The organism is Acidimicrobiales bacterium (assembly GCA_030747595.1).
GTDB lineage: Bacteria > Actinomycetota > Acidimicrobiia > Acidimicrobiales > MedAcidi-G1 > UBA9410.
On record JASLKK010000016.1, the window covers coordinates 20,563 to 33,724 of the forward strand.

12 protein-coding genes are annotated in these 13,162 nt (G+C 64.6%); 3 read left to right on the forward strand and 9 right to left on the reverse strand.

Translation table 11 applies throughout. From position 1 onward, the window contains the following. Nucleotides 1-16: 16 nt before the first annotated feature. From QF777_10935 to QF777_10945, 3 genes are all read left to right on the forward strand, one after another. The gene (locus QF777_10935; protein ID MDP6912060.1) at nucleotides 17-1,036 is read left to right on the forward strand and encodes an adenosine kinase; all 1,020 of its coding nucleotides are present in this window, start codon (nucleotides 17-19) and stop codon (nucleotides 1,034-1,036) included. Nucleotides 1,037-1,105: 69 nt separating this feature from the next. Further along, entirely contained in the window at nucleotides 1,106-1,960 is an 855-nt protein-coding gene (locus tag QF777_10940; protein MDP6912061.1) for a crotonase/enoyl-CoA hydratase family protein, read from the forward strand. Between the two features lie 116 nt (nucleotides 1,961-2,076). Beyond that, nucleotides 2,077-3,189, forward strand: coding sequence for a crosslink repair DNA glycosylase YcaQ family protein (locus tag QF777_10945; protein MDP6912062.1), 1,113 nt, complete (start codon nucleotides 2,077-2,079; stop codon nucleotides 3,187-3,189). Nucleotides 3,190-3,318: 129 nt separating this feature from the next. Here QF777_10945 and QF777_10950 read toward each other — a convergent pair whose 3' ends face one another. Genes QF777_10950 through QF777_10990 form a run of 9 tightly spaced genes read right to left on the reverse strand, consistent with a single transcriptional unit; the run spans nucleotide 3,319 to nucleotide 12,958 of the window. Next, on the reverse strand, nucleotides 3,319-4,794 hold the full coding sequence (locus QF777_10950; GenBank protein MDP6912063.1) for a CoA-binding protein: 1,476 nt from the start codon (nucleotides 4,792-4,794) through the stop codon (nucleotides 3,319-3,321). Further along, the gene (locus QF777_10955) at nucleotides 4,794-5,432 is read right to left on the reverse strand and encodes an acetate--CoA ligase family protein (GenBank protein MDP6912064.1); all 639 of its coding nucleotides are present in this window, start codon (nucleotides 5,430-5,432) and stop codon (nucleotides 4,794-4,796) included. The genes QF777_10950 and QF777_10955 overlap by 1 nt, the downstream gene beginning before the upstream one ends. Further along, nucleotides 5,429-6,526, reverse strand: a complete 1,098-nt coding sequence (locus QF777_10960; protein ID MDP6912065.1) for an adenosine deaminase — start codon at nucleotides 6,524-6,526, stop codon at nucleotides 5,429-5,431. The genes QF777_10955 and QF777_10960 overlap by 4 nt, the downstream gene beginning before the upstream one ends. Nucleotides 6,527-6,570: 44 nt before the next feature. Then, the gene (locus QF777_10965) at nucleotides 6,571-7,425 is read right to left on the reverse strand and encodes a phytanoyl-CoA dioxygenase family protein (GenBank protein ID MDP6912066.1); all 855 of its coding nucleotides are present in this window, start codon (nucleotides 7,423-7,425) and stop codon (nucleotides 6,571-6,573) included. Then, nucleotides 7,425-8,675, reverse strand: a complete 1,251-nt coding sequence (locus QF777_10970; protein MDP6912067.1) for an ABC transporter permease — start codon at nucleotides 8,673-8,675, stop codon at nucleotides 7,425-7,427. The genes QF777_10965 and QF777_10970 overlap by 1 nt, the downstream gene beginning before the upstream one ends. Continuing rightward, on the reverse strand, nucleotides 8,675-9,802 hold the full coding sequence (locus QF777_10975) for an ABC transporter permease (GenBank protein ID MDP6912068.1): 1,128 nt from the start codon (nucleotides 9,800-9,802) through the stop codon (nucleotides 8,675-8,677). Before QF777_10975 ends, QF777_10970 begins: the two co-directional genes overlap by 1 nt. After that, the gene (locus QF777_10980; GenBank protein ID MDP6912069.1) at nucleotides 9,799-11,346 is read right to left on the reverse strand and encodes an ABC transporter ATP-binding protein; all 1,548 of its coding nucleotides are present in this window, start codon (nucleotides 11,344-11,346) and stop codon (nucleotides 9,799-9,801) included. The genes QF777_10975 and QF777_10980 overlap by 4 nt, the downstream gene beginning before the upstream one ends. A 38-nt stretch (nucleotides 11,347-11,384) precedes the next feature. Further along, nucleotides 11,385-12,134: an amino acid ABC transporter ATP-binding protein gene (locus tag QF777_10985; GenBank protein MDP6912070.1), complete on the reverse strand. Its 750-nt coding sequence runs from the start codon at nucleotides 12,132-12,134 to the stop codon at nucleotides 11,385-11,387. Then, entirely contained in the window at nucleotides 12,131-12,958 is an 828-nt protein-coding gene (locus tag QF777_10990) for an amino acid ABC transporter permease (protein MDP6912071.1), read from the reverse strand. The genes QF777_10985 and QF777_10990 overlap by 4 nt, the downstream gene beginning before the upstream one ends. Nucleotides 12,959-13,162 lie beyond the last annotated feature (204 nt).

The window sequence follows — 13,162 nt, forward strand, 5'->3', positions numbered from 1 at the left end:
GAAAAGGAATCTGCCCGTGGCCACCAACGAGATACCCCCCAAGCAGGATCTCGCCGCGTTGGATGTCGTCGGCATCGGCAATGCCATAGTGGACGTTCTGGCCGAGGTGGACGACGACTTCATCGACGAGCACGCCCTGGCCAAGGGCGCCATGACGCTCATCGATGCCGACCGGGCAGTGCAGCTCTACGCGGCCATGCCGCCGGGGCTCGAGGAGTCCGGGGGATCGGCGGCCAACACCATGGTGGGCGTAGCGTCCTTCGGGGGCCGGGCTGCCTACATCGGCCTGGTGGCCGACGACTTCCTGGGTGAGGTGTTCCGACGCGATATGCGCCACGTAGGTGTCGACTTCGACGTGCCCGGGGTGGCCGGCAACGAACCAACCGCTCGCTGCCTCATTCAGGTCACCCCCGACGCGCAACGCACCTTGAACACCCACCTCGGCATTTCGTCACACCTTTCGACCGCCGAGATCGACGGCGACCTGGTGGCCTCCGCGTCGCACCTGTACTGCGAGGGCTACCTGTGGGACACCGAGGAGGCCAAGGGGGCCATCCGCTACGCCATGGATCTGGCCCATGACGCAGGACGGACGGTCTCGCTCACCCTGTCCGACGGGTTCTGCGTGGATCGCCATCGTGAAGAGTGGCTTGAGCTGCTCACCGACCGGGTCGACGTGGTCTTCGGCAACGCGTCGGAGCTTTGTTCGCTATTCGAGGTCGATGATGTGGAACAGGCCACCGATGCGGTGGCCGCCGAGGTGGATCTCGCATTCGTGACGCTCGGCAAGCAGGGGTCGATGGTGGTGGCCGGGTCAGATCGGATCCGGATCGAGGCCGACGAACTCGAGGCTGTGGTCGACACCACAGGCGCCGGCGACCTCTACGCGGCGGGGGTCCTGTTCGGCCTCAGCAGGGGCGCCGACCTGCCCGACGCCGCCCGTCTGGGAAGTATCGCGGCGGCTGAGGTGATCAGCCACTTGGGGGCCCGCCCGGGCAGGGCGTTGTCGGCCGTGGCAAGGTCGATCCTGGGCTGAGCTGCTGACCATGCTCATGAAGCGTGCCGGATGGCCGGGGGATCGGAACCGGGGTCTACCGTCGGGACCATGAGCGACGGATACACGTGTTTCGAGACAACGTTGGATGGTGGCGTGGCCACCGTGACCCTCAGCCGGGGTGATCAGCTGAACACCATGGTCCCGGCCTTCTGGGATGAGCTCCCGGCGCTGGTCCGGGAGTTGGACGCCACCGGTGAGGCCCGGGTGGTGGTGCTGGCCTCCACCGGCCGTCACTTCTGTGCCGGAATGGACCTAGCGGTGTTCGGCGACGGAGACCGGCCGAACCCGGGAGCCCCCCAGGGCCAGGTTCGGGCCAACATGCGAGCCAACGTGCTGCACCTCCAGGAGTCCTTTTCGGCTCTCGAGACGGCCCGGATGCCTGTGCTGGCCGCCATCCAGGGTGGGTGCATCGGCGGCGCGGTGGACATGGTCACGGCGTGCGACATGCGCTACGCGTCGGAGGACGCTTTCTTCTGTATCCAGGAGATCAACATCGGGATGACGGCCGACGTGGGCACCCTGCAACGCCTCCCCAAGCTCATCCCCGAAGGTGTCTGTCGTGAGTTGGCCTACACGGGGCGCCGCATGTCGGCCACCGAGGCCAGGTCGGTGGGGCTGGTCAACGAGGTGTTTGCCGACCACGAGGCGCTGCTGGAGGGGGTCCAGGAGGTGGCCCGGATGATCGCCTCGAAGCCGCCGCTGGCCATCTACGGCTCCAAGGAGATGATCACCTACAGCCGTGACCACTCGACGGCTGATTCGCTGGACTACATCGCCACCTGGCAGGCCGGGATGTTCCAGCCCTCGGATATGGGTGAGGCGTTCGCCGCCAAGTCCGAGGGCCGTGACGGCGACTTCGCTGACCTGCTTCCCTTCCGGGGCGGGGTCGGACAGGGCGTCTGATTCCTGCATCGGTCTCCCTCGACACCTCCGCGGCACGGCGCATTGCGCTGGCCGCCCAGGGGTTCTGCGACAAGGCGCCGGCCAGTCGGGTAGACACCCGACATTTTCGTCGGGTGGTGGGACGCCTCGGCCTGCTGCAGTTGGATTCCGTGCAGGCTGTCTGCCGGTCGCACTACCTGCCCGTGTACAGCCGTCTTGGGGTCTACGACCGCGACCATCTCGACGACTGGTTGTGGCAGTCCGGTGAGATGTTCGAGACGTGGTCTCACGAGGCGTCCATCGCTCCCGTGAAACTCGAACCGCTGCTGCGGTGGTCGAAGGCCCGGGCCCGAGCGGGCCGGACGTGGGCGGGGTTGGCGGCGCTGGCCGAGAATCGGGCCGAGTACGTGGAATCGGTGCTCGATGAGGTTCGTGCCAACGGGCCGGTGACAGCCGGCAACCTGAGCGACCCACGCCCTCGCGACGGTTCGTGGTGGGACGGGCGGTCCGACGGGAAGCGGGCGGTGGATTGGCTTTTCCGGATTGGCGAAGTGGGCAGCCGCCGTATCGGGAACTTCGAACGCACCTACGAGGCGTTCGACCGGCTCGTGCCCGCCGAGGTTCTGGCCCGGCCTACGCCGACTGAGGCCGATGCCCAACGTGATCTGTTGGAGGTCGCGGCGCGGTGTCACGGCATCGGGACAGCGGTTGACCTGGCTGACTACTTCCGCATCAGCCCCCGTGATGCTCGGCCGCTGGTGGCCGACCTGGCCGATTCGGGGCGGCTGGTGCCGGCCTCCGTGGAGGGTTGGCGGAATCCCGCCTTCCTCCACCCCGACGTAGTTCGCCCCCGGGAGGTGCAGGCCCGCGCCCTGCTGTCACCGTTCGATCCGGTGGTGTGGTTCCGGCCCCGGGCCGAGCGACTGTTCGACTTTCGGTACCGCATCGAGATCTACGTGCCAGAAGCGGATCGGGAGTACGGCTACTACGTACTGCCATTCCTCCTGGGCGACCGGTTGGTGGGTCGGGTCGACGTCAAGGCTGACCGCCGGGCAAGAGGGGGTACTGGCAAGGGGACCGGTCTTTTGCTGGCGCGAGGCGTGTTTGCCGAGGACGGGGTGGATCGGGACCATGTGGCCGTCGAGTTGTCGGCAGAGTTGGACCGGCTGGCTACGTTCCTGGGCCTGGACGGCGTCGAAGTGGGTAGTCGCGGCAATCTCGCCGGCGCCCTCCGTTCAGCCCGTCGCTGACCCTGTTTCTGATTGAGCCGTTGACCGGGTGGTGGTGATGGCCACGGTCCAGCCGGGCTGGAGGCTGGGCGGGTGCTCGATAGTCATGGCCCGGACCTTCCACCCTGCTTCGAAAAGCGGTTAGTCCGGTCAAGCGCGGGCCCGGCGCCACGCGGAGTACCAGACCAGATGGCCGAGGGCTGCCACGGCCCGGTCGGCCGATGGGTAGCAGAGTCGGTCCGTGCCCCTTACGGCGCCCACCATCGGGTTGTCGGGTTGGGTCACGGCCAGTTCGGAGGCCACCAGTACCGGCTTGTTATGGGCTGTCGATGCGTCGGCGGCTGCCTCGGCGTAGCGGCGCTCCTGACGCTCGTGAAAGTCCACGATACGTTCCAGGCCGTGGTGGGGGTGGAACGGTCCGCTACGTGTCAACGCCGCGGTGTTGCCCTGAATGCCCAACCCCAGCTGGACCACCGAGTCCACGCCCGGGTGGCCGGCCACCATGTCGAGCAACTCGGGGATGGTCTCCCGGGTCTCGCCGCCGGCCAGGTCAACCGGGTTGTTGCGGCTCCAACGGGGCGGAAGCATCGCGTCCACTGCGGTCAGCAGGTCGTCGGGAAGTGTGGTGAGCGTCAGATCTCGATGGGTGGTTATCGCGTCGGCGGTCACCACGCCCCAGCCGCCGGCGGTAGTCAGCACCACCACGCCGCTGCCGCCCGGTAGTGGCTGGGTGGCCAGGGTGGCGGCCGCTTCGAACGCCGCCTCGATGGTGGAAGCCCGGACCAGACCGGCTTGCCGGGCCATGCCGTCGAACACGCGATCATCGGACGCCAGTGAACCGGTGTGGGATGCTGCGGCCCGTTGGCCACCGGTGGTCGCCCCACCCTTGACGACCACCACGGGCATCCGGGGAGTGATGGCCCGGACCCGCTCGAAGAAGTCGCGCCCATCGGTGAGACCCTCCACGTAGCAGAGACCGACGTCGGTCTCCGGGTCGTCGGCGAACCACTCCAGATAGTCGGCGACGCTGGTGGCTGCAGCGTTTCCAGCGGATACAGAACGGCTGATGCCAACCCCTGTCTGTCCTGCGTAGTTCTGGAAGGCCGAGACGAAGTTGCCGGACTGCGACGCCACGCCGATTCGACCTCGGGGTGGAAAGGGCGCCACGATCTGGGCGCACAGGCCCACCGGTGGGGAGGTGATGCCCTGTCCGTTGGGCCCGGCCAGGACGAGGTCCAGTTCATCGGCCAGGGCTACCAGGCGTGTCTCGGCCGCAGCGCCCTCTTCGCCGGCTTCTGAATACCCGCCGGCGGCCACGAACACGGCTCGTACGCCACGCTCGGCAGCCGTGCGGATTATCTGCTCGTTGGCCGACACGGGGGTACAGACCACGAGCAGCTCGGCTGCCCCCTCGGGCAGCGCGTCAACGGAGGCCAGAACGGGGCAGTTCAAAATGATGGTGGCTCCTCCCTCGGGATCGGGTCGACCCACGGCGAAGACCTCGCCCTGATAGCCACACGACAAGAGGTTGTGGAGGGTCACGAAGCCGAACTTGCCCGGATGGCTGGACACGCCGGTCACCACCACACCGCGGGGTTCGAACAGTGGGGTCAGGTCGCGCGCCATCAGGTGCGCTCCACGAGAGCGTCGACGGCCACCGGTTGGCCCTCCACCACGATCAACGGGTTCAGGTCGATCGAGGCGATAGCTGGGTCGACGGCTAGGTCACCCAGGGCGCACAGGGTGTCGGCCAGGGCGTCGCGGTCGACGGCCGGCTGGCCCCGGAATGGTCCGAGCAGCGTCTGGGATCCCAGGTCGTCGATCAGCTCGTGGGCATCGAGCCGTTCCAGAGGCGCCAGGCGGAAGGCCACGTCGGCAACCGCTTCGGCCAGGACGCCGCCCACGCCCAGCATTACGCACGGTCCGAACTGGGGGTCACGCACCAGTCCGGCGATGAGTTCCCGGTCGCCCCTCACCATGGTCGAAACCAGCAGTTCTACGTCGCCGTCGGACTCGGTGGCCGCATCCAACAGGTCGGTCACCGCGGCCCGCACATCGTCGGCCGAGGTCAAGGACAGGCGCACCAGCCCCCGTTCGGACTTGTGGGCAATGGCATCACCGCACAGCTTGACCACCACGGGGAAGCCCATTTCCTCGGCCGCCACAGCCGCGTTGTCGGCAGTATCGGCCGTGGCCCACCTCGATACGATCACGCCGGCTTCGGCGACCAGGGTCCGGGAATCGGCTTCGGACAGCGTGGTCATCCGGTCTCCGCCATTAGCTCGGCGTACCCGGGCTTGACGACATCCTCGATGATGGCCAGCCGCTCATCGAAGGGCAGGAAGGCGCTCTTCATGGAGTTGATGGTCAGCCAACGCAGGTCGGCCAGACCCCAGCCGAACGTCTCGTTCAAGGAGGCCATCTCGGAGGTCATCGAGACGTCGCTCATCAGGCGATTATCGGTGTTGACGGTCACCCGGAAACCGAGCCGCCGTAGGTCGCCAATGGGGTGCGACGCGATGTCGGCTGCCGCCCCGGTGTGCACGTTGGACGTCGGGCAGAGCTCAAGGGGGATGCGGCGGTCCCGGACGAAGGAGGCCAGCCGCCCCAGGTGAGCCTCGCTGTCGGCGTTGGTCGTGATGTCATCCACGATTCGCACCCCATGGCCCAGACGTTCGGCACCGCAGTACTGCACGGCCTCCCAGATCGACGCAGGACCGAACGCCTCGCCAGCGTGGATGGTGAAGTGAAAGTTCTCCCGTTGCAGGTACTGGAAGGCCGCCAGGTGCAGCGTCGGGGGGTAGCCGGCTTCGCGGCCGGCAATGTCGAAACCCACTACGCCGCGGTCCCGGTACCGGACCGCCAGTTCAGCCACCTCGAGTGAATCGGTCGAGGTTCGCATGGCCGTGACTAGCGTGCGGACGGTTAGCGGGGTGCCTACCGAACCGTCTGCAAAACCAGCCAGGACAGCTTCGAGGACCTGGTCAAGCCCCATGCCCTGATCGGTATGCAACGCCGGCGCGAAGCGGACCTCGGCGTACACGCAGCCGTCGTCGGCCAGGTCGCTGGCGCATTCGGTGGCTACCCGATGGCAGGCCTCCGGGGTCTGCATGACGCCGACCGTGTGTTCGAAGGTCTCGAGGTAGAGACCCAGGTCGCGGCGATCGGCGCCCCGGTGGAACCAGGTGGACAGAGAGGCCTCGTCGGCGGCGGGAAGGACGTGCCCGGCGTCGTCGGCCAGATCCAGCACCGTGGACGGTCGAAGGCCGCCGTCGAGGTGGTCGTGGAGGAGCACCTTGGGGGCCCGGCGGATCGTCTCCAACCGGAGCGGCTGGTTGAGGTTGGCATCAGTTCCCATGGGTCAGGCTACCCAGACCCACTGATGGGTCCGAAAGACAGGGCTCAGAATCCACGAAGGGGGAGGTCGGGGCTCCGTTGTAGCCAGTTGTCAGGCGAGTAGTGGGCCGTACCATCGATGAGGTGCAGCGTGTAGGCCAGCCGGGGTTGGTCCGAGGTGTTGGGGCCGCTCCAGTGTGGAAGGCAACCATGGAAGGCGATGCAGGTGCCCGCTTCCACCTCGAGGGGTACCAGGGCATCCATGTCGTACGGGGTGGGGTCCAGCACGTCGGTGGTCGTGCCGGCGCCCTCACGGCGGAACCGGGTGCGGGCCCCGCCGGTCTGTCCGCCGGGGATGGCCCACATACAGCCATTGTCGATCGTGGCGTCATCCAGGGCGAACCAGAAACCGACCACCGTCTGGGGCTCGGTCCACAGGAATGAGTGGTCGCAGTGGCAGATCACTTCGCCACCTATGTGGGAAGGCTTGAAGATGACCATGGACTGCAGGAGAAGGGGATCGACGAACCCCAGGTCGGCAGCCAATCTGGCCACGGCCGGGGTGCGCGAGAAGCGGTCGAACACGGGGTCCAGATCGTGCATGGCGTGACCCAACTTGTTGAGCGCCTGGTCCATGGGGACGATCTGATTGCCAACACCGTCGAAGGCTCCTGCTTCAAGGAATGGTCGGATTACATCGCCAGAAGTGAGAAACCAGTCGTCTTGAGCGTGGGTCTGTTCAGTGGTTGAGAATACGGAGACTGCGCCGTCTGGAAGGCCAGAAGCGGAGTAGTCGGCCACGATTTCAGCAATACGGTCCCGGAGGTCGGCTTGGAGTTCGGTGTCCACGAAGTCGGGGAGCACCACAAACCCGTCGCGGTCCCAGGAAGCCCGCTGGTCGGGGTCAAGGACACGGTCCACTATTCCTGCCCACGTCGGTAGCGGAGGCCGTTTGCCGCAGGCATCCGGAGCCTGCTGGTAGCGAACACCAGGACAAGCAGGGTGACCACATGGGGCGTGATGGGTGGTAGCTCACCGGCTACTTCATCGGTTACCGCGTACCACCAAAGCACGGCTGCCGATGAGCTCGCCAGCAACACCGCAGAACCGTGTCTGTGCTTCAGTAGGGCTCGTAGGGCCAGTCCCGCGAGGGCTACGCCGGCGAGCAGCAGCAGGGCATGCACTGCCGTGCGGTCTCTAAGTTGCAACGCATCGGCGAAGCCGAAGAGTAGCGATCCGAGGAAGGCGCCCACGGGTTGCCAGTTGCCAAAGATCACCGTAGCTAGGCCGATGAAACCCCTGCCCTGAACCTGTCCTTCCCGGTAGACGCCCGTCTGTTCTATGGCAATGAATGCTCCACCGAAGCCGGCCAATGCGCCGCTGACCACTACCGCGGTGAACTTCATCTTGTATACGGACACGCCGAGACTGTCGGCGGCCACGGGATGTTCCCCTGAGGCTCGGATCTGGAGGCCGAAGGGTGTTCGCCACAGCACGAATACTGAAACGGGAACCAGGGTCAGTGCCAGGAGAGTCGCCCACGAGAGGCTGCTGGTAATGCCCGATAGGACAGCGGCCAAGTCGGAGACGAGCAACCAATCTTGATCCACGGTCCATCCGAGCAGGTCGGGGGTTTTCCACCCAAGGAATTCGCCACCTGACAGGAATGGAAGATCGAAATGGCCGACGGACTCGACCCGGGGCGACTGCGTTATGCCTCCACCCGATCGTCCGGAGAACACCTCGCCGGACAGGAATCGTGCCAGCGCTGGTGCGACGATGTTGACGGCCACCCCTGAGACAATGTGGTCTACGCCGAATCCCACAGTGGCTACAGCATGGAGTAGGCCGCCGGCCGCGCCACCAGCAACACCGATCGCTATTCCCCACCAAGGGCCGAACTCGAGTGCGCCCCAGGCACCGAACCATGTGCCGAGAACCATCATTCCCTCGAGTCCGATGTTGACGACGCCGGCTCTCTCAGCCCAAATGCCACCAAGCCCGGCCAACAAGATTGGTACGGCCCGACGGAGAGTTGACTCGGCGGTGCCAACAGAGACGAGGTCGATTGTCGCTGGTCGGGCCAGTTCCTGCAAGACGGATAGGACGACTACCACCCCGAGCGCGGCAAGCATCCAACGAAGCACCGTCGAGGACCGTAGGAGTTCCATTACGCGGTATCCCCGTTGGAGGTTTTGACCGGCAGTCGGACGGCTACTGCAGCATCTCGGGCTTCAGATACACGGCGAATCCGGTTCACTACCTCGTAGGCCACTACGGCCGACAACACCACAACCCCCTGGAGGATCGAAACAATCTCGCGGGGAGCGTCCCCAACAACATCCAGGATCGGGGCTGAACTATCGAGCCAGCCGAACAACAGGGCTGCAATCGCGATTCCTCCGGGATGGTTCCGTCCGACAAGGGCCACGGCGATTCCTGTGAATCCAAGACCGCGGGCGAATCCAAGGTCATATTTGTGGGCGTCGCCCAACACTTCGGGAAGGCCGATCAGGCCAGCGACGGCCCCCGACAGCAACATGGCTCGGACGATGTTGGTTGACGGATCTGCCCCCGACGCTTCAGCAGCGAACGGGTTGAGGCCAGTGGCTCGAAGGTCGAAACCGGCTCGCGTGCGGTTGAGGAAGACGTGAAAGAGCACACCCACGAATACCGCTACCAGTAGGAAGCCCCAGAGTTCTCGACCTCGACTAATTTCTCGCGTGAACGTCTCGACAAGAGAGTTGAGGTGAGGGAACTGGCCTGATGCCGGTATTTCCGGCGTCATCATGTTGAGAGTGGTGTCACTCTCGTCAAGGAGCCAGTTGCGCAGAAGGAAGCCCACGGCGGCTAGTGCCACGGCGTTCAGCATGATGGTGGAGATCACCTCATGGACGCCTCTGCTGACCTTCAGGTAGCCCGCGACCCCAGCGAACGCTGAGCCGACCGCCATGGCGACAGCCATGATGAGGGCAACATGTAGAACCGGGGGCAGATCGACCGCGGCACCCGCTGATGCGGCTAGCAGCGCGGCGAGTACGTACTGGCCTTCTACCCCGATATTGAAGAGGTTCATGCGGAAGCCGATTGCCACCGCAATGCCAGCCAGATACAGGGGAGTCGCGCGGTTGCCTGTCTCAACGAAGGTCTCTAGGCGGGTGCCATACGACAGCATCTCGGCCCATGCGTCAATTGGATTGGTTCCAAAGGCCATCAGGACCAGTGAAGACACCCCTATAGAGAAGGTGAATGCGCATGCGGGCGCGGCCAAGGCGAGTACGAAGCGCCGAACGCTCATTGGACACCACCTTGGTCATCCACTGCCGCCCCAGTCATGTGGCTTCCCAACAGGCGTGGCGAAGTATTGGTCGGGTCCAATTCGGCAGCAATCCGCCCGCGGAGCATGACCACTAGGCGATCGGCTAGTCCGATCAGTTCCTCCAGGTCGGCTGACACCAGTAGGACGGCCATTCCTTCGCGACGCGCTTCTCGCAACTCATCCCATACCGCAGCTTGAGCGCCCACATCAATACCGCGTGTGGGGTGGGCGGCAATAAGCATTCGTGGTCGAGAAGCCATTTCCCGCCCGATGATCAACTTCTGCTGGTTTCCACCCGATAACGCACGGGCCGTGGTGTCCACGCCCGGCGCCCTGACGTCAAAATCCGAGAGGATCGTTCCCGCAGCAGCCCGAGCGCTGGAACGATCCAGCCATGGGCCCCGCGCATAGGGCCGCTGGGTTTGGTGGCCGAGCACGACGTTTTCCCATAAGGGAGCGTCGAGCAGCAGTCCGCGCCGTTGCCGGTCCTCTGGCACGTAACCGAGACCGGCGTCGCGTCGATGACGGACCGGCCAGTTGGTGATGGGTTCCCCATCTAGGAGCAGTTCGCCCCCAGTGAAGGGGCGGAGTCCAAGAATCGCCTCGATGAGCTCCCCTTGACCATTGCCTTCCACGCCGGCCACTCCCAGGACCTCACCGCGGTGTATTTCGAGATTGACGGCTTCTAGGGCGGGTCGGCCGTCATCTCCCGGAACAGTTGCCGAACGAAGTGACAGCGTCACGTGTTGATCGGCTACCCGCGGTTCAGTGGACGGCTTCGGTAGTTCGGAACCAACCATCAGTTCCGCCAACTCGGCAGCCGTGACCTGGTCAGGTGTCGTAGTGGCGACGGTGCGACCCCGGCGAAGGACGGTGATGGTGTCAGCGATGGCCAAGACCTCCTCGAGCTTGTGGTCGATGAAGATGATGGTGTGGCCCCGAGCCTTGAGCTCTCGTAGGTTGTCGAACAGTTTTTCCACTTCTTGGGGGACGAGCACTGACGTCGGTTCATCGAGGATTAGGACCTTCGCCCCCCTGTAGAGGACCTTGATGATCTCCACACGCTGGCGTTCGCCAACCTCTAGGGATTCCACAAAGTCATTGGGGTGTAGGTCGAGTCCATAGGAACTGCCCAACTCGTCGAGATGGCGGCGAGCCGAGTGGTAGTCGATCACTCCCCGGCGGGTCGGTTCGGCCCCCAGAACGACGTTCTCCAGCACCGTGAGCTGGTCGGCCAGCATGAAGTGTTGGTGGACCATCCCGATGCCTGCGTCAATGGCCTCCGATGGTGAGGAGAACTGCACTTCGACGCCACCGACCAGCATCTGCCCCTCATCGGCCGTCTGCATTCCGTAGAGGATCTTCATGAGCGTCGACTTGCCGGCCCCGTTTTCGCCAACTACCGCGTGGATCTCGCCCTCGGCGACTCGAAGGTCGACCCGGTCGTTGGCCACGACACCCGGAAACCGCTTGGTGATCCCGGCGAGCTCTACAGCTGGAGTAGGCGACGATCCGACCGTCACCGGTCCAGTCCCACGGTCAGTGGATGATGGCGACACGGTCAGTAGAGGATCTTGTCGAAGAAGGCCCGGGTGCGGTCCTGGCTTGGGTTGGAGAAGACCTCCTCGGGGGCGCCAACCTCCACGATCTCGCCCTCGTCAATGAACACCAGACGATCAGCGGCAGCCTTAGCGAAGCCCATCTCATGGGTGACCACCACCATGGTCATGCCCTCGCTGGCCAACTCCAACATGACGTCTAGAACCTCCTTGACCATCTCGGGGTCGAGTGCCGAGGTGGGTTCGTCGAAGAGCATCACGCGGGGTTCCATGGCGAGCGCTCGGGCGATCGCCACCCGCTGCTGCTGGCCTCCGGAGAGTTGGCGAGGGAAGGCGTCGGCTTTATCGGGAATGCCCACCCTGGTGAGTTGGCGCATGCCCATTTCGCTGGCCTCGGACTTGGAACGACCCCGGACCTTCCGCTGGGCCAGGGTGATGTTTTCGAGCACTGTCAGATGGGGGAACAGGTTGAACTGCTGGAAGACCATGCCTACTTCGGCTCGCACGTGGTCGAGATCGGTGGCCACGTCGGTGAGGTTGGAGCCGTCGACGATGACGATGCCAGTGGTCGGTATCTCCAGGAGGTTGATGCATCGCAGCACGGTGGACTTGCCTGAACCGCTGGGCCCCACGATGACCACTACCTCGCCCTCCGCCACGTCAAGATCCACGTCCCGTACAGCGTGGATAGTGCGGTTGAATGTCTTGGAGACGCCCTGCAGGCTGATCATTGGCGTGTTGGGCGCAGTCATCGTTCGCCCTTTCGGTCACGGGTCATGCGCCGCTCCAGTACACCCAGAAGCACTGAGAGGCTGAGGGTCAGGACTAGGTAGATGAAGGCCGACACGAAGTAACCCTCACGGAACTTGAACGTGCTGGCTGAGAACTGGCGGGCTCGTTGGGTGATCTCCAGGGCCCCAAGTACCGAAAGCAGTGATGTGTCCTTGAGGATGGCAATGAAGTCATTGCCCATAGGCGGAATGATGGCCCGCATGGCCTGGGGCAGGACCACTGATCGCATGGTCTGGCGACGGTTTAGCCCTAGAGACCGGCCAGCTTCGGTCTGGCCCGGTGGGATCGATTGGATACCGCCTCGGAAGATTTCGGCCATGTAGGCCCCATAGATGACCGCGAGAGTCACCGTGGCCCGCATCTCGAACGACAGGTTGAACTCCCAACCGAACCACGCATTCAGGCGGGTGTTGAGCAGGTCGGTGAACTCTGGAACGAGGATCAGGGCCACGGTGAAGATCAGGGGCAGCATGGGGATGCCCCGGACGAACTCGACGTAGGTGCGGGCCAGATTTCGGATTATCACGTTGCGCGACATCTGGCCGGTACCGGCGATCAGCGCTATTCCCAGAGCAATGCCGAAGGCGTAGATGGTGGAGCGAAGAGTGAGCCCAAGGCCGGGAATGATCCGTTCCCAGGCGAGGCCGTAGTCGTCGTTGACGATGATCTGGAAGCCCATCCACACCAGCACAGCGAGAATGATCACCGACCACCACGGGAAGGTGTCCCACCACGGCCGTTCGTCGGTGATACGGCCGTCGCGCGACGACCGAAATTCGCTCATCGGGCGGACCTCACCGCTGTGACCCGTGTCGCTGCAAGGCAGCAGACCCTATCGGTTGGCTTCTAGTGGTGTCGCCCCGGCAGGGCTCGGTGAACGGTGCAACGGCCCGACTAGAAGAAGGCTTCTTAAAACGGTGGGAGGCCGGGCCCTTGTGGGCCCGGCCTCCGGTCACCGTGTCCCGTTGCCTGCCCCTCAGAGAGGGAC